General features: G+C 46.2%; 17 protein-coding genes. 12 read left to right on the top strand and 5 right to left on the bottom strand.

The window, feature by feature from the left end; genetic code table 11:
- The first annotated feature begins 53 nt into the window (after nucleotides 1-53).
- Nucleotides 54-677 carry a rhomboid family intramembrane serine protease gene (locus G7035_RS26000; protein ID WP_016819731.1) on the top strand — a complete coding sequence of 208 codons (624 nt, stop codon included), beginning with the start codon at nucleotides 54-56 and terminating at the stop codon, nucleotides 675-677.
- Between the two features lie 98 nt (nucleotides 678-775).
- A complete protein-coding gene (gene gltC, locus G7035_RS25995) occupies nucleotides 776-1,705 on the top strand; it encodes a glutamate biosynthesis transcriptional regulator GltC (RefSeq protein ID WP_029514983.1) in 930 nt (309 codons plus the stop codon).
- Nucleotides 1,706-1,800: 95 nt separating this feature from the next.
- Here gltC and G7035_RS25990 read toward each other — a convergent pair whose 3' ends face one another.
- On the bottom strand, nucleotides 1,801-2,472 hold the full coding sequence (locus tag G7035_RS25990; protein ID WP_016819733.1) for a zinc metallopeptidase: 672 nt from the start codon (nucleotides 2,470-2,472) through the stop codon (nucleotides 1,801-1,803).
- A gap of 42 nt (nucleotides 2,473-2,514) precedes the next feature.
- Nucleotides 2,515-2,946 (bottom strand): MerR family transcriptional regulator, encoded by a 432-nt coding sequence (locus G7035_RS25985; RefSeq protein ID WP_023988024.1) that lies wholly within the window; start codon nucleotides 2,944-2,946, stop codon nucleotides 2,515-2,517.
- 293 nt (nucleotides 2,947-3,239) lie between these two features.
- On the opposite strand from G7035_RS25985, the gene G7035_RS25980 reads away from it, so the two are divergent.
- From G7035_RS25980 to G7035_RS25965, 4 genes are all read left to right on the top strand, one after another.
- Complete coding sequence (locus G7035_RS25980; RefSeq protein WP_013370500.1) at nucleotides 3,240-4,643, top strand: ammonium transporter; 1,404 nt, start codon at nucleotides 3,240-3,242, stop codon at nucleotides 4,641-4,643.
- 48 nt (nucleotides 4,644-4,691) lie between these two features.
- Complete coding sequence (locus G7035_RS25975; protein WP_019686910.1) at nucleotides 4,692-5,774, top strand: DUF294 nucleotidyltransferase-like domain-containing protein; 1,083 nt, start codon at nucleotides 4,692-4,694, stop codon at nucleotides 5,772-5,774.
- Nucleotides 5,771-6,508 (top strand): exonuclease domain-containing protein, encoded by a 738-nt coding sequence (locus G7035_RS25970; RefSeq protein WP_019686911.1) that lies wholly within the window; start codon nucleotides 5,771-5,773, stop codon nucleotides 6,506-6,508. Before G7035_RS25975 ends, G7035_RS25970 begins: the two co-directional genes overlap by 4 nt.
- A gap of 173 nt (nucleotides 6,509-6,681) precedes the next feature.
- A complete protein-coding gene (locus tag G7035_RS25965) occupies nucleotides 6,682-7,311 on the top strand; it encodes a TlpA family protein disulfide reductase (protein ID WP_019686912.1) in 630 nt (209 codons plus the stop codon).
- Between the two features lie 56 nt (nucleotides 7,312-7,367).
- On the opposite strand, the gene cimA is transcribed toward G7035_RS25965, so the two are convergent.
- On the bottom strand, nucleotides 7,368-8,984 hold the full coding sequence (cimA, locus tag G7035_RS25960; protein WP_013370504.1) for a citramalate synthase: 1,617 nt from the start codon (nucleotides 8,982-8,984) through the stop codon (nucleotides 7,368-7,370).
- Between the two features lie 293 nt (nucleotides 8,985-9,277).
- Here cimA and G7035_RS25955 point away from each other — a divergent pair, with 293 nt between their 5' ends.
- From G7035_RS25955 to G7035_RS25945, 3 genes are all read left to right on the top strand, one after another.
- Nucleotides 9,278-10,558 carry a DNA polymerase IV gene (locus tag G7035_RS25955; protein WP_019686913.1) on the top strand — a complete coding sequence of 427 codons (1,281 nt, stop codon included), beginning with the start codon at nucleotides 9,278-9,280 and terminating at the stop codon, nucleotides 10,556-10,558.
- Between the two features lie 161 nt (nucleotides 10,559-10,719).
- On the top strand, nucleotides 10,720-10,962 hold the full coding sequence (locus tag G7035_RS25950) for a ferredoxin (RefSeq protein WP_013309730.1): 243 nt from the start codon (nucleotides 10,720-10,722) through the stop codon (nucleotides 10,960-10,962).
- A gap of 161 nt (nucleotides 10,963-11,123) precedes the next feature.
- A complete protein-coding gene (locus tag G7035_RS25945; protein ID WP_019686914.1) occupies nucleotides 11,124-12,554 on the top strand; it encodes a L,D-transpeptidase in 1,431 nt (476 codons plus the stop codon).
- Nucleotides 12,555-12,581: 27 nt separating this feature from the next.
- On the opposite strand, the gene G7035_RS25940 is transcribed toward G7035_RS25945, so the two are convergent.
- Nucleotides 12,582-12,728: a hypothetical protein gene (locus tag G7035_RS25940; protein WP_013370508.1), complete on the bottom strand. Its 147-nt coding sequence runs from the start codon at nucleotides 12,726-12,728 to the stop codon at nucleotides 12,582-12,584.
- 218 nt (nucleotides 12,729-12,946) lie between these two features.
- Here G7035_RS25940 and G7035_RS25935 point away from each other — a divergent pair, with 218 nt between their 5' ends.
- Genes G7035_RS25935 through G7035_RS25925 form a run of 3 tightly spaced genes read left to right on the top strand, consistent with a single transcriptional unit; the run spans nucleotide 12,947 to nucleotide 15,458 of the window.
- Nucleotides 12,947-14,041 (top strand): quinone-dependent dihydroorotate dehydrogenase, encoded by a 1,095-nt coding sequence (locus G7035_RS25935; RefSeq protein WP_013370509.1) that lies wholly within the window; start codon nucleotides 12,947-12,949, stop codon nucleotides 14,039-14,041.
- A gap of 34 nt (nucleotides 14,042-14,075) precedes the next feature.
- A complete protein-coding gene (yjbM, locus tag G7035_RS25930; RefSeq protein WP_013370510.1) occupies nucleotides 14,076-14,888 on the top strand; it encodes a GTP diphosphokinase in 813 nt (270 codons plus the stop codon).
- Nucleotides 14,889-15,458, top strand: a complete 570-nt coding sequence (locus tag G7035_RS25925) for a DUF309 domain-containing protein (protein ID WP_019686915.1) — start codon at nucleotides 14,889-14,891, stop codon at nucleotides 15,456-15,458.
- An 84-nt stretch (nucleotides 15,459-15,542) separates the two neighbouring features.
- Here G7035_RS25925 and G7035_RS25920 read toward each other — a convergent pair whose 3' ends face one another.
- Nucleotides 15,543-16,070: a thioredoxin family protein gene (locus G7035_RS25920; protein ID WP_016819747.1), complete on the bottom strand. Its 528-nt coding sequence runs from the start codon at nucleotides 16,068-16,070 to the stop codon at nucleotides 15,543-15,545.
- Nucleotides 16,071-16,112 lie beyond the last annotated feature (42 nt).

The following is a 16,112-nucleotide window of genomic DNA, read 5'->3' as shown; positions in this document are numbered from 1 at the left end:
AGACATTGTCCAATTTGAATAAGGTGGAGACACCCCATGAAGGAAGGATTGCCTTGATTTTTTTACGTTATGAGAACTGGAAAAGTTATTTACGGTTTTACCCGGTAACCTGTCTGATTTTGCTTATCAATATTGTGATGTTTATTGTACTGACCGTGCAAGGTGGATCGGAAAATAGTTTGACGCTGATCCGGTATGGGGCTTTGATTAATGAGGCGCCATTCACTGACCAGCTGTGGCGGTATGTGTCAGCCATGTTTTTACATGCAGGCTTTGATCATCTTCTGTTTAATTCCTTTGCAATACTTGTATTCGCTCCTCCACTGGAGCGTTTGCTCGGGTCCTTACGATATGTGTTATTGTATCTAGTCACGGGCATTGTAGGGAATATACTGTCCATTGCACATTACAACATGCTGGCGGAAACGACAGTCTCTGTAGGAGCCTCAGGAGCGATTTATGGCATCTATGGGGCGTTTCTGTACGTTGCCTTATTCCAACGTTCCTTGATGGATGATGCTTCGCGCAAAACGCTGTACACGCTGCTTGGGTTTGGTATTCTGTTTTCTTTTGCTGTAGCGAACATTAACTGGACCGCTCACTTTGGGGGATTGCTCAGTGGGTTTTTCTTTTATGGATTATTGATTAGATTAACTGGCCAGCGCAAACGTCACTAAAGACAGCTTTATCGAAATTTATCAGGGTAAGAAAGAGGATGATGTTCGATGGACATCTTCTTTCGGATGTTGAAAAACAGATTGGAGCGAATATCGGAGTGGAATTACGACAGTTGCAATACTTCATGAAAGTAGCGCAAAAAGAACATGTCACTCAGGCAGCCGAGGAGCTACATGTGGCGCAATCTGCGGTAAGTCGGCAAATTCATCAGCTTGAAGAAGAGCTGGGAGTTAATCTTTTTATGCAAAAGGGTCGTAATCTGCAGCTTACGCCAGTGGGACAGCTGTTTTGCAAACGGGTGGAAACGATCATGAAAGACCTGGAGCGGGCTGTTTTGGAAGTGCATGAGTTTTTAGACCCTGAGGGGGGCGAAATCCGTATCGGTTTTCCGCACAGTTTGGGGATTCATCTTATTCCTACAGTGGTGGCTGAATTCCGTAAGCGGTATCCCAATGTTAAATTCAGATTTAAACAAGGAATGTACCCGAGTTTAATTCGTGATGTGTTAGCGGGTGAGGTGGATTTGGCTTTTGTATCTCCTTTTCCAGATCGACATGACCATGTCGAGGGGGATGTGGTGTTAACCGAGGAGTTATTTGCAGTTTTGCCGCCCAATCATCCTTTGGCTTCAGCCAAACACATCACATTGAGCCAGCTTAAGGGAGAAAAATTCATCTTGTTCAGAGATGGATATTCGTTACGCCCGATTGTCTGGCAGGCCTGTCTGGAGGCTGGATTTACACCGGATATTGCTTTTGAAGGCGAAGAGACTGATACGATTCGCGGATTAGTAGCTGCAGGTATGGGGGTTAGTCTTCTGCCTGAAATGGCGCTGTTTCAGACTAACCCGTTGCAACCTGCAAGGGTGTCGATTGTTGATCCAGAGGTGACAAGAACGATTGGCTTGATTCATCGCAGAGATGACAAGCTTCCATTAGTTGCTAAATCGTTCCGAACTTTTCTATTGCAATATTTTGGCCTTCATGGTAATGCTGCTACTTCGAACAAAACGGCAAAAGCAGATTGAGGCTACTAAGTATAGTTTATTGGCTTAAGATCAAGAAAAAAAGGTTGTTTCTCTACCGTCATTGGTGGAGGAACAACCTTTTTTGCAATACAAGATTAATCCCGGCTATTAAAGATACCGATTAGGCGGATCAGTTCCAGCAAGGAAACGAGAGCTGCAGCCACATAGGTCAATGCAGCAGCATTTAAAACTTTAGCTATACCACGTTCTTCATCACTACGGATAAATCCTTCAGAAACCATGATTTCCCGTGCGCGATTAGAAGCATTAAACTCAACAGGCAATGTAATTAATTGAAAAGCAACAGTAGCCGAGAAGAAGATAATACCCAGACCGATCAGGTTCGTAAAGCTAAATAAGAAACCGGCAATCAGCAGAAATGGTGCAATCCCGGAAGCAAAGTTTACAATCGGAAAAATCCGGTGGCGAAGTGCCAGCATAGGATAATGCTCTTTATGCTGGATGGCATGACCAACTTCATGGCAAGCCACAGCAACCGCAGAAATGGATTTTTCGTAATAAACGGGCTCAGACAAGCGCACCACTCGTTGTATCGGATCATAATGGTCAGATAGCGCGCCAGGTACTGGCTCAATAGGCACATCGTGCAAGCCATTACGATCCAGCATGTGCCGAGCTGCATCATAACCAGTCAGTCCATTTTCGTTTGGAACATCAGACCATTTGTTAAACGTACCTTTTACACGAAATTGCGCCCATAAGGATAATCCGAACGCAAGAATAATCAATATATACATACCCATCATAAAGCAACCCTCCATTATTATTCATACTACTAGCTCGGGTATCTACATCATAGAACTATGCTCCAACAGATACTTCAAAGCCTCAATACAAGCAGCGCTTTGTGGCAACAGACCAGTAAGCAGCTTGCGAGCTTGGACGGGCTTGAGCTGTCCGAGAAGAGGTTGTAGTTCATTGACTTCACGCTCTAGACGCTGCATGTGCATTTCTAGACTCGTTAGTTTGTCAGTAACGTGCTCTTCTCCTGCAACGGAGTTCCATTTAATCAGTGTCTGTCTGATTTCCTCGAGGCTATACTTCTCTTGTTTCATTTGGTTAATACGTTCAAGCCTGTTTAAGGTTTCATCATTATAAAGCCGATAATTTTTCAATGATCGTTCTTCAGGCGTGATCAAACCGAGTTTAGTGTAATAATCAATCGTTCGTTCGCTGACACCAGCCGCTTTGGCTAGTTCGCCAATTCGATATAGCTTCATATCCCCATCTGTCTTCACCTCGCGCTCTTCGTTCAATCTTCAATAATAACATCTTAAACCGAGAGTTTATAAAGGATATTTTACATGATCCTCAACCATACAGTCAAACGTTATGCTTTTGATGAACACAAACGAGCTATTTATATAGTCAGAAAATATGACATGAAAGATTTAAAGGCTTATTTTTTTAACATAATAAAAAAAATCTTGTCAACTTTCATGTATTCTGCTTATAATGACAATAAGAATTTCACGAAATGTAAAGAAACCTAACATTCGAGGGAGTGGTCTTCATGAGAAAAAAGTGGTTAGTTGTATTATTGGCCATGCTGACGGTTCTGGCTTTTCCTGTAGGTGCGTTCGCTGCTGACGGGCCCACAAATATCCAACTTCAAGCTGGACTAAACACGGCCTTTACGTTCTTGGCATTTATACTTGTATTTTTCATGCAAGCGGGATTTGCATTACTGGAGGCAGGCTCGACACGAATGAAGAACGCGGGTCATGTCGCTGGTAAAACGATTCTCACGACGGGTGTTGCGGCTTTGTCCTTCTGGGCTCTCGGATTTGGCTTCGGCTTCGGCAATGATGGTGGTAACGGATTTATGGGGCTGACGGGTTTCTTCATGAGCGGGACAGATGCTGCTGCATCGTTTGATACTCTTTCAGGTTTGGATGTTCCAATTACGATTATGTTTTTGTTTCACTTTGCTTTTGCTGCGGTATCTCTTTCGATCGCATGCGGGGGGATGGCAGAGCGTGCAAAATTAAGTGTATACATTATTTTCGGTATTTTGTTCTCCATCGTGATCTATCCAGTTGTAGCTCACTGGGTATGGGGCGGTGGCTGGCTTGGCAAGTTGGGAATGCAGGATTACGCTGGTTCAACAGTAGTCCATCTGACAGGTGCTACGGCAGCACTCGTCGCTACGCTGCTGCTCAAACCGCGTCTGGGCAAGTTTAATAAAGATGGCAAGCCGAACATTATCCCTGGTCATAATCAGGTGTACTCTATCTTGGGTGTTATTATTCTCTGGTTTGGCTGGTTTGGATTTAACCCAGGTAGTGCTGTTTCTGCGATGAATGACGGATTCTTTGGATATGTAGCCCTGACTACAAATATTGCTGCTGCGGCAGGCGGAGTTTTCGCTTTGCTCGTATCTTGGATGGTATACGGAAAAGCAGATATTCCTGCTATGCTAAACGGTGTGCTGGCAGCCTTGGTTGCCATTACGGGTTCTTGTGCCTTTGTAGCACCTTGGGCGGCATTGGTTATTGGCGCAGTTGCAGGGATCGTCACTTTCTTCACAGCGCAATGGTTTGAGCGTGCGAGAGTAGATGATCCAGTATATGCTTTCTCCGTACATGGTGTTGCGGGGATGTGGGGCGCGGTATCCACAGGGTTTTTCGCTACTCCTGAGCTTGCAAAAATAACAGGTGTAGGTCAAGCGGGTCTGTTCTATGGTGGTGGTTTTACACAATTGGGAGTACAGCTGCTTGGACTGATTGGTACTTTGGCATTCGTATTCGTCATTTCCTTCATTATTCTGGGTGCGATGAAAGCAATTATGGGTATTCGCGTTACGGAAGAGGAAGAAACGATGGGACTCGATATCAGTGAACACGGTACGTACGGCTATCCAGAGCAAATGAAGTTAGTTACCGAAGCTGAAAAGCGTTCTGGAATTGTCAGCTAATAGGTAAAATATAAAGAGCCAGTATGGATGAGCGGAGGAGATGGAAGTATGGAACTGCAAAATATGGCCCCTTGGGTGAGTTCCGCCGAAGCGATTGATCATGCAGACACACCTGAGTCTTTAAGGCAGGCCAGGGTCGATTCCCAGAAATGGCTGCTGGCTTCTCAAGCCTCCGCTCCGTTATCAGACTGGTTACGAACGGCGAATGAAATGCATGACCGCATCGCGGCCAGAGCTGTGCAAATGTGCGAAAAAGGGATGGTTGAGGATGGCTTTGGCCCTCCTCCCGTCCCTTACGCATTTATAGCCTTCGGTAGCATGGGGCGCTCGGAATCGACGCTATGGAGTGACCAGGATAACGGTATGATTATCAGTGACCTTGTGTCTGCTGATAAAGAATTGTATTTTAGCGAGTTTGGTCGCAGAGTCTCTGCGATGCTAGAGCATTTGGGATATCCCAAATGCGAGGGGAAAGTGATGTGCTCGGAGCCATTGTGGCGCCATACATTGACTGGATGGCAAGAACAGCTATCAAAATGGTCGGAAGATTTTGCCTGGGAGCCGATTCGATATCTCATTATCTCGTCTGACATGAGACATATCGCAGGCGACGAGCAATTGTCTGTGGAATGGAAGCAAAGCTTTTATAAGTTGTTCCGTAAACAACCCGACCTACCTTCAGCGGTACTTAGGAACACGGTAAGGCATAAAGCGACACTTAATATTTTAGGTCAGATCGTTACCGAGCGGTTCGGTGAGCATGCAGGCGATTTTGATGTGAAATACGGGTTATACATTCCGTTGGTGAACGCCGTCCGTTTTTTGGCATTGCAACATGGTGTAGAGGAAACTTCCACCCTGAAAAGACTCAGGCGTCTCGCATCACTTGAAGCGGCACCGTTGCCTTTACTCGATGCTTGCGAGCGAGCCTTTCGGATCGCACTTCAGCTTCGAATGGCTACTCCAGCGAGGGAGAAGGACGGGTTGCTGATCAGTAATGGCTATCTGGCTGTCAAGCCGTTGAAGCAAGGTAAAGGCTGGCATGAGCTGCGCGAGGCTCTTTCAACAGTACGACGGCTGCATCGTGCGTTGCAAAGGCAGCTGCGATTTATGGAAGGGAGAAGGTCATGAAAGAACCAGCGCAGGGAGGTGGCTTCTGGAGTGCCCTCCGCAGAGGAGGAGTGCCGTCGGCAATCGCATCTGTAATGGGGGCTCCTACGGCTCAGCAGATGGCGTTTATTCGGTCCTTAACGCGGGAACAACGGCGTTCTGAAGTATTGCGTACCCCACTGGAGCGTTTGGAGACGGTAGTTTTTGATCTGGAGACAACGGGATTTTCGGCACAGCATGGAGATGAGATTTTATCGTTCGGAGCGATTCGAGTAGTCGGGGATGTGATTATGGAAAAAGAGCAGTTTTATACGCTTGTCAATCCGCGGACCGAGATTCCTGAACAGATTACTCGGCTTACTGGGATTACCCGGGAAATGACGGATGGAGCTCCGCCGCTTATGAATGGACTGCATGACTTTATGTCCTTTGTAGGTGGGCGGGTGCTTGTAGCGCATGCTAGCGCTCATGATAAGGCCTTTTTAAATGCTGCGTTATGGAAAACATCTAAAGTTCAGTTAACTCACCGTGTACTAGACACAATGATGCTCGCCAAATGGCTGGAGCCACAGCAACACCAAACCTATAGTTTGGATGAATTGCTGGCCTATCAATCCATTCCGATTGAAGGGCGGCATCATGCGTTAGAGGATGCGAAGATGACGGCTAAGCTTTGGGTGGCGTATGTTCAGGAAATGCTGAAGCGTAATGTAACCAATTTGGCAGATGTCTACGCGCATTTGAGTCATGCCTGATTCAGTACAAGGTATAGTATCTGACACCACATTATAACGGCAAGTTCGCGATTTTCGTGGGTTTGCTGTTTTTTTTGTGTCCTGTTCAGATTTAGAAGGTTAGAGGTGGGAATCGTATGGGCATCCTATGGGGAGGATGAAGGTCATTTAGATGAAAGACAGGTGATAAGACTGTGAAAAGATTTCTTTTCATTAGAGCGATAATTGTGCTGGTTATGGTTGGGGCTACATGGGGGATTATTGCAAACACAGTCTATTCAGCAAGCCTGCCTGTGGAAAATGCAACACTGGAAGAAAAATATAAAGGTGAGAAAGAGCTTGATGTTGAGAAGAATGTAGGGACTGAATCAGTTGCAGCAGAGGTAATAAAAAGAATCAAACCTGGGCAACAGCTTCCTTCTATGATTTTAAAGGGGTTAAACGGCAAGTCCTACGAAGTAGGGGCTCCGCGGAATAAAGCGATGATCATTAGTTTTTGGGCTTCATGGTGCGATCCGTGCCGATTAGAAGCCCCCATGCTGAATGAATTGTATAGTAAATACAAACATGATGTAGATGTGTATGGCATCAATGTAACTCGCTATGATCGGTTGGAGGATGTGCAGAAGTTTTCCCGTTCTTTGAACCTCAAATTCCCCATATTACTGGATGAACAAGGAGCATTTTTTGAACAATTTGGAGGAGTGGCTTTTCCAACTCATGTAACGATTGACCATTATGGACGGGTGCGAGAAATCATAATCGGCATGCTCAGTGAACGGGAATTGGAGGGTAAAATAGAAGCTCTTCAAAAAATAAAGTGACTTTGGGGGCCAAGTAGACCGCCAAAGCCACCTTATTAGCTCATGCTTGTACTTGATTAGTGGTTAACTAATCCGTGATGAGTAAGCTCTGTTTGTTCATTTTTTGGAGTTGGCGCTTCCAGCAATGCGTAACGGAAGCTGTCCAAGAGAGCTTCCCAGCTAGCTTCAATAACATTTTCGGATACGCCTACGTTACTCCAGACGTCCTCGTAGTTTTTGGACTCAATGAGCACGCGTACCTTGGCGGCAGTGGCGTCTTTTTCGTCGAGCACACGCACCTTGTAGTCAGCCAAATGCATGTCTCGCAAGGCTGGGAAATACTGAGAAAGAGCCTTGCGGAGAGCATTATCAAGCGCGTTCACAGGACCATTTCCTTCAGCTGCGGTATAGACACTTGTCCCTGCAACATTCAGCTTTAAGAATGCCTCGGAGACGACCGATCGCCCCGCTGTTTTTTCCACCAGCACCTTAAAGGATTCAAATGAGAACATTTCCTTCACTTCACCGCCGGCTTCACGAATAAGTAATTCCAGCGAAGCATCCGCGCCTTCAAACTGATAGCCCTGATGCTCAAGTTCCTTGATACGACTAATGACGCCACGTGCCTCATCACTGGACGGATCAAGGGTGATGCCCAGTTCTTGCGCCTTGGATACAACGTTGCTTTGTCCGGCCAGTTCGGAGACCAAGACCCGCTGCTTGTTCCCCACAAGTTCAGGAGCGATGTGCTCATATGTTCGTGAGTCGCGCAGAATAGCTGACACGTGAATGCCCCCCTTATGGGCAAAAGCAGCATTGCCAACATAAGGCTGGTTGACAGGCAGATTGACGTTGGCGACTTCACTCACAAAGCGAGCTGTATTGTGGAGTTGTTTTAGCTTCTCGGGATCTAGACAGTCGTAGCCCAGTTTAAGCTGCAAGTTCGGAATGACGGAGCATAGGTTGGCATTACCGCACCGTTCACCATAGCCGTTGATGGTACCTTGGACCTGTCTTGCGCCTGCTTGAATTGCACTGAGTGAGTTGGCTACTGCTAATTCGCAATCATTGTGTGTATGAATGCCCAACTGTGACTTCGTTAGCTGGCTTTGCAGTGTAGTGACAATTTCATGTATTTCATGCGGAAGGGTACCGCCGTTGGTATCACACATCACGAGCCAATCCGCGCCTGCTTCCTCAGCTTTTTTCATAACGGCGAGTGCATACTCGGGGTTGTTTTTATATCCGTCAAAAAAATGCTCGGCATCAAAAATAACTTCCATGCCCCCTTGCTTTAAAAAGGCGATGGAGTCGTAAATCATAGACAGATTTTCCTCCAGTGTTGTCTGTAAAGCAGTGTGCACATGAAAATCCCATGATTTACCAACCAGAGTAGCGGCCTGAGCGCCGGATTCCAGAATCCGTTGCAGATTGACATCCTGCGCTGCGATGCTATCTTTGCGGCGCGTGCTGCCGAAGGCGACAATCTTTGCCTGAAGGCCTAGTTCTTGTACCCGTTTGAAAAATTCAATATCCTTGCTGTTGCTCCCGGGAATCCCGCCTTCAATATAGTGAACACCGAGATCATCGAGTTTTTTGGCGATTTTCAATTTGTCATCAGCAGATAAGCTAATTCCTTCTCCTTGAGTGCCATCTCGCAGCGTTGTGTCAAAGATAGAAATAGCGGTGGACATGAGGGACTCCTCCTTCGCGGATTGCTCAGATTGGTAATGCTCTGCTTTTTTAAGCACATTAATTTAGTTGTTTAACGCTTAAAAACAGGAAAGCGTTAGTTTGTCGTGTTCGTATGATAGTCGATTATAACAACTAATGACTTCAAATGTAATATATAATTATCATTTTTGAGCGCAAAACCTATATTTTTTATGTAAAATAGAAATAGTATGCAAGGGTACTTTAAGTATAAAATCAAAGGACATATTCTTGGGCTAACAAGTGAATTTACAGTTAAAAAGAAGGGTTGAGCATGAAAGATGTCAGTGCTTATTATCCGGTTGGTGGACGAGTTATTCTGCATGTGGATATGAACGCATTTTATTGTTCCGTTCATGCAGCGGAGGAGCCGGAAAAATATAAAGGATTGCCTACCGCAGTGGCAGGCAGCAGTGAGCTGCGCAAAGGTGTAATTGTAACTTGCTCTTATGAAGCACGACGATTGGGCATTTCAACAGGGATGGTTGTTCAGCAGGCTCGACGAATTTGTCCGCAGCTCATCGTAATACAGCCTGATTTTCATTTATACCGTCGTTATTCCAAAGCATTTATGAGTATTGCTTACTCGTATACGCCTATGCTGGAAGCAACTTCAATTGATGAGTGTTATCTAGATATTTCCGGTTCCAAGCAGTTTGGAACACCTTTGGATATTGCCGAGGAGATTCAGCGTAGAGTAGAAGAAGAGCTAGGCTTGCCTTGCTCAATTGGGGTAGCACCCAACAAACTGCTAGCCAAAATGGCCTCTGATCTGAAAAAGCCACGCGGGATATCTGTTCTACGTTTGCGTGATGTACCCAACATTTTGTGGAATCTTCCATGTGGGCAATTGTTTGGTGTGGGCCGCAAAACAGCAGATAAGCTTCTACAAATGAACATTCGCACCATTGGTCAACTGGCTAAGGCAGATGAACACATGCTGGTTAGCATATTTGGGGTAACTGGTTCTTGGTTAAAATTGGCGGCAAACGGAATTAACCATTCTCAAGTCAGTACTGAACGGGAGCCGAACAAATCCATCGGTCACACAACCACTCTGCCTATGGATGTAGTAAAGTTGGAAGAAGCCCAAAGGGTACTGCTTAACATTAGTGATCAGGTAGCTCGGCGGCTTCGACGACAAGGGATGCTGGCAGGAGGTATCCAACTGACGATTCGGACCCCGGATATGAAGACCTTTACGCGTTCTCAAGTCAGGAGTACGCCTACGGAAAGTGCAGAAGACATATATAAGGAAGCTTGTGCATTGTATCGTCGCCATTGGGGAGAGGATAAGCCAGTGCGTTTGTTGGGGATTACGCTGCAACAGCTCATTCCAAAGGAGGAGGCGGCAGTTCAATTAGATCTATTTGAATACCAGGACCAGCCTAAAAAAGAAAGTTTACTGAAAACGATGGATGCGCTACGCGATAAGTTTGGTGAAAATGCAATTTTGACTGCGGGGATGCTGGGAGATGATCCTTCAGTACTTCTTCGTAATTCCAAGCTGCGCGGAACTTCGCTGCAAAAAGACAATCTACCTACTCCAGAGTGAACTTAGGGGAGAATGATGGTCAGTATCAGTAACACACGTTATAAGCGTTTTTTGCATGAAGGATAAAGGAAAATAATTTGTAATAATTTTGGGTTTGTATTAATATGTGAATAGAATGCAAAAGCTGGTTTGTTCGATTGTATAGGAGGAAGAGAAAAGTTATGGCTAAATACACTTGGGTAGAAAAAGATACATGCATTGCTTGCGGAGCCTGCGGCGCTACAGCACCAGACATCTATGATTATGATGATGAAGGTTTGGCTGAAGTGATCTTTGAAGGGGATGCAAACCAAGGCATCAAGGCGATCTCAGAAGACCTGTTTGATGATATGCAGGATGCTTGTGACGGTTGCCCTACAGATTCCATCAAAGTTGCAGACGAACCGTTCAATAAAGAAGGTTAAGTGTAAGTTTTTTGGACAGGCATAGCACCGACAGTACCCTTCACCGTATAACGGTGAAAGCATGCTGACGGTGCTGTTTTTTTTATATGCTGTCCATCAGGCCCATTGTGACCGATATACATAATAGTAAGCATGCAAGATTACACGATCAGGAGGATCCGATGGACCATTCGCCTCATCTTAAATCGTATGTCAAAAAGCACCCTGATAATAAAATGGCCTGGTATTTACTCGGTAAGGAGTATGAAAGCAACGGTCAGGAAGGTAAAGCAAATTATTGCTTCAATCGTGCAGGAGAAGTGTTCGAAGCCTTTGAGCATAAACAGATTCCGGCAGACGTATGGATGGAATATCAGGATAAACTGGTTCAGATGTCCAAGGAGAAGGAGCGGAGAATCGCTCGAACACGTCATCTTTTAACTGCCTTAATGGTACTTCTGCTCATCTGGGTCCCTTCAGCCAATTCACCGAGCACTTCACCTGAGAGCGCATCCGTTCCATCCGGAACTGAGCATGCAGCAATTGATCATGTCGAAGTTGCGAAAGTGGCTACTGCAGATCCAAAGAAGAGGGCACAAAACGGTGAGCCTTATGCTGGTGATGTGTTTACAGCTCAAGCCAGGCAAGGAAGTGGGGCTGGAACAGCGCTTACGGATATGTTGGCAAAGACGAGTCGAATGCCGTCCAAGACCACAGTGCTGGGCATGGAGCAGAGTGGGGCGTGGCTGATCTGGAGAGAAGGCATGAAGCCGTTACTTAGTGTACAGAACAAGGGAAACGGCGGATTAGCTATTCAGTCTTACGATGCCGCTGCATGTGCTTGCAAGCCGTCGGACAGTGAGAAACTCCGCATAACAGGTCTAAAATGGGCTGCCGGACAGGAAGAGCTGGCTGTGCTGAATAGCGCCATGCGTGCTTATCGCTCGCAGCATCAACGTCTTCCCCAGAGTCTTGAGGAACTGACCCGAGATTTTCCCAATAACACGATGTACGGTACGACAGACGGGATGACGAAGGCTTTTACACCTATGCGCAATTTACTTGCTTCTCCAGCACAGGGAACAGGGAAGGCAGGAGATCAGAACGCTGGCTCAGCGGCTGAAAGCAGTCTACTGCTGGCATCGTCATTGCACGGACGGCCTTTTCTGGGGCAACCGCTACGAATTGTGGTAGACAAATCCAAACACAGGCTAGCATTGGTGAGCGGCAATATACTTATTCGCAATTATCCCATCGGTTTGGGCGGAGAAAGAACACCGGAAGGGAAATTTGTGATTACCGATAAAGTCGTAAATCCGAACGGCAAATCCAACGGTGAGTTTGGCAGCCGTGGTATGCAACTGTCTGCAACAAATTATGCTATCCATGGTACGAACGAGCCAGAAAGTATCGGCAAAAATGAGTCGCTGGGTTGTGTCCGCATGGGGAAGGAAGACGTGGAGGAATTGTTTGCACTCGTACCTTCAGGTACGGAGGTGGTTATTGGTAACGGGGGACTGCCTGATCAAGTGCTTGTACCTAGTTCCCGATTTACGAGTGAGCCGCAGCACGACCAGACAAATCCCCACAAAACCTATCACTGGCTAAATTAACATTTTGATGCCACTGCTACTTGTTGTTTAACGAGTTCCTGCTTGTGCTAAAACAATGACCAGAACAATCACAATGATGAGTAGAACAAAGCTGACGGCGGTCCAAACAATCGCTTTCTTGTTCACCTCATCCTTTTTCTTTTGCAGACTGGGCGGTTTGCGCTTGGTCTTCATATCAGCAATCCCTCTTTTCTTGCGGGCTAAGATCCTGTCTTACTATGTCCATTGTAAATGGTTTGATTATACATTTTCAATGACATCTCCATGACAACTGAATTGTTCTGATATTGGACCTCGCAAATTACTTTCTTTTTGGTATGGAAAAAGCTAAACTATTTTGTAGAGATGTTTTTTTAGGATTGTGCAAGGGCATAGAACGGAGTGGATGAATCGTGTTGTATCGAAGGATTGCGAAACCTGTTTTTTTCAAAATGAGTCCAGAGAGGGCCCATCATGTAGTCATTGACGGCTTAAAGCATGCGGGCTCACTTCCCGGTGGAGCAGCGACGTTGCGAGGGATGTATGGAGTCAAGGAAACGGAAGATCTTGCCGTTGATCTGTTTGGTATTCATTTTCCCAACCCGATTGGACTGGCTGCGGGACTGGATAAAAATGCTGAAGCGGTTGTCGGTTTTTCTTCCATCGGTTTTGGTTTTATGGAAGTAGGCACGGTGACACCTGTCGGACAGCCCGGCAATGATCAGCCCCGGTTGTTTCGACTGCCTCCCGATGAGGCATTAGTCAATCGGATGGGCTTTAACAATCTGGGTGCTGAGAGCATGGCCCAGCGTTTGGCTACCCTTAAACATCGACCTGTGCCGATTGCTGTTAATATCGGTAAAAATAAAGTAACGCCAAATGAGGATGCCCATAAGGACTATGAGAAATGTATTTCCGCACTGTATCCGTATGCGGACTTCTTTGTAGTAAACATTAGTTCGCCCAATACCCCGGATTTACGAAAACTCCAGCATGGCAGTGAACTGAAGTCGTTACTGGAAGCGGTTCGGGCAGAGATGGGAGTTCAGGCGACAAAGTATGGTAAAGCCAAGTCTGTACTGGTCAAAATTGCACCGGATGTATCGGACGAGGAATTGGAATATATGACGGATGCGATTGCGGCCAGCGGAGTGGATGGCATTATTGCGACGAACACGACGATATCCAGGACGGGTCTGACGCATCGAAATGCAAGTGAAACCGGAGGATTGAGTGGTAAGCCGCTACGTGACCGTTCCACAGAGGTCATTGGACGGGTATACCGCCAGACGGAAGGGAAGCTGCCTATTATTGGATCAGGCGGTATTTTTACCAGTCGTGATGCCTATGACAAAATTAAAGCAGGCGCTAGCCTGATTGAAATTTATACAGCATTGATTTACGAAGGTCCGGAAGTAAACCGGGCTATACATGCCGGTCTGCGTGAGCTGCTTCGAAAGGACGGCTTTAGACACATTACCGAGGCTGTTGGTGCAGCTCATAGATAAAAAAGTGTTGTCGGAAGAGACAGGAGGTACGGGGATGGACGGAAGAGACTGGGGAACATTTTTGCTGCCATACGATCAGGCGGTGGAGGAACTTAAGGTCAAGTTCAAAACAATGCGTGCGGAGCTGAAAAAGCGCGAGGAATACGCTCCTATCGAATTCGTAACTGGACGGGTTAAAAAAATATCCAGCATCCTCGATAAGGCGAAGAGATTGCAGGTTTCACCTGATCAGCTGGAGACGGGGATCGAGGATATTGCCGGCATTCGCATCATGTGTCAATTCGTAGAGGATATTCGGCGGGTAGCCGAATATATTCGAAGACGTAAGGATTTGACGGTATTGTATGAAAAGGACTATATCACCAATTATAAAGATAGCGGCTATCGCAGCTTTCATATGATTGTGGAGTACCCGGTTCAGACAGCAGTGGGGTTAAAAATTGTGCTGGCCGAAATTCAAATCCGTACGTTGGCTATGAATTTTTGGGCAACCATAGAGCATTCTCTTAGCTATAAGTATCGTGAGAGCTTGCCGGATGATATGCGGGCCCGGTTGAAAAAGGCGGCTGAGGCAGCCTTTGTGTTGGATAATGAAATGTCTTCCATCCGTCTTGAAATATTGGAAGCGCAGAAGAAGTTCGAGGATGAAGCCAATATCGTATCCAAAGTCCTAACAGGCATGCACCGTCTTTATTTCTACCATAAAATTAGTGAAACGATTGAGGCGCAGCGCAGATTTAATGAACTGTGGGAGCGGCACGACATGGAAGGAATCAAGCAGCTGCATGATGAGGTCAAGGAGATGCTGGAAGCTTCAACTAAGGAAGAAGACAGGGATGAGTTTTAAATGGTGAACCCTTCCTATGAACCGTTGTACGTAACTTATTTGGTATACTTCAATCGGGATCGGGATTACTTTGAATGTCATGAGGTACTGGAAGAGTTGTGGCTTAAGCTGGACCGAGACCCTGTATATAAAGGTTTGCTGCAAGTTGCTGTAGGACTGTATCATTTTCGCAATGGTAACTATCGTGGTGGATACATGATGCTGGACAGTGCGGTACACAGGTTGGAACATGCTTCTTCGCAGGCGCTGGGTATTAATATGGCGAAGCTGGTAGACGAGGCGCGCGCTTGCGCCCGGCAGCTTGCTGAAGCTGTTATGGAAGGTTCGGAAGAGCTTCATCGTCAACCGCCGATTTATCGGGACTTGAAGATTGAAATCATCGAACCTGGGCTGCGTCGGGCCGTGGAGAAGGCAGCGTTGTCCGTTCCGGTCAACGTCCCTCAGCAGAGAGGTCCTCGGCGTGGCGAAAAGCATGAGCAGCGTCAGCAGGCGCTGGAAGCTTCGATTAGGCGAAGACAGGCTGCTGGCAGCTTACGCTCAGCTACGGTGGAAACGAAGGATGCGCCTTGATGTTGTAGCGCATAATAAACGAGCAGCCCGATCCGTTTTATAGGGATCGGGCTGCTTTATCATTGTCGGGTGTGAGACATTTGTCTAAGAGGTTACGTTCTTTTTATATTTCTCAAAAAAGGCTTTGAAATCGTCGAGTGTGTAGCCGTTGTCTGAAGGACTTTCCTTCAATCCACCAACCATACGTTCCTTTTCCACGCCTTTTTCGTAATAAACAAGCGTGGGAGTATACTCAATCTTGTACTTGTCCCAGCCAGCCTCATACTCACGCAGGTTAAATTCGTGCATCGTGATATTCTCCTGCTTGCTCAAAGGCATGAGCTTGGGAGTAGTGGCACGGCAGTGAACACAGTCGGAAGCGAAATGATAGACGAAAAAGCTTTCCTTTTTGTCAATTTTACTTTGTAAATCTTCTGGCTTAATAATTTGCTGATAGTTCGGATCATTTAGCAGTTCCTGGGTAGCAGGATTTAACGAGGCTGTGGAAACGCCGTACAGCTTGTTTTTAGTGCCCGAGTTTAAAGCGAGCAGCACTCCAAGCAAAATGACAAGCACAACAAAAAAGCCAATGACAGGGATAAGCTTTTTTTTGTTGGATTTTTGTGCGTTCAATGGAATCTCTCCTATCAAAATCTAAAATATGTAACTATGAAT

The sequence above is a fragment of the Paenibacillus polymyxa genome (assembly GCF_015710975.1).
Taxonomy (GTDB): domain Bacteria; phylum Bacillota; class Bacilli; order Paenibacillales; family Paenibacillaceae; genus Paenibacillus; species Paenibacillus polymyxa.
This window is presented reverse-complemented; position numbering and strand designations above follow the sequence as displayed.

Bases quoted from the DNA above. Each gene is read 5' to 3' on its own strand.
- G7035_RS25950 (WP_013309730.1), top strand. From the start codon at position 10,720: ATGGCTAAATACACTTGGGTAGAAAAAGATACATGCATTGCTTGCGGA.
- G7035_RS25970 (WP_019686911.1), top strand. From the start codon at position 5,771: ATGAAAGAACCAGCGCAGGGAGGTGGCTTCTGGAGTGCCCTCCGCAGA.
- G7035_RS25925 (WP_019686915.1), top strand. From the start codon at position 14,889: ATGGTGAACCCTTCCTATGAACCGTTGTACGTAACTTATTTGGTATAC.
- G7035_RS25945 (WP_019686914.1), top strand. From the start codon at position 11,124: ATGGACCATTCGCCTCATCTTAAATCGTATGTCAAAAAGCACCCTGAT.
- G7035_RS25985 (WP_023988024.1), bottom strand. From the start codon at position 2,946: ATGAAGCTATATCGAATTGGCGAACTAGCCAAAGCGGCTGGTGTCAGC.
- yjbM (WP_013370510.1), top strand. From the start codon at position 14,076: ATGGACGGAAGAGACTGGGGAACATTTTTGCTGCCATACGATCAGGCG.
- G7035_RS25955 (WP_019686913.1), top strand. From the start codon at position 9,278: ATGAAAGATGTCAGTGCTTATTATCCGGTTGGTGGACGAGTTATTCTG.
- G7035_RS25980 (WP_013370500.1), top strand. From the start codon at position 3,240: ATGAGAAAAAAGTGGTTAGTTGTATTATTGGCCATGCTGACGGTTCTG.
- G7035_RS25990 (WP_016819733.1), bottom strand. From the start codon at position 2,472: ATGATGGGTATGTATATATTGATTATTCTTGCGTTCGGATTATCCTTA.
- cimA (WP_013370504.1), bottom strand. From the start codon at position 8,984: ATGTCCACCGCTATTTCTATCTTTGACACAACGCTGCGAGATGGCACT.
- G7035_RS25975 (WP_019686910.1), top strand. From the start codon at position 4,692: ATGGAACTGCAAAATATGGCCCCTTGGGTGAGTTCCGCCGAAGCGATT.
- G7035_RS25940 (WP_013370508.1), bottom strand. From the start codon at position 12,728: ATGAAGACCAAGCGCAAACCGCCCAGTCTGCAAAAGAAAAAGGATGAG.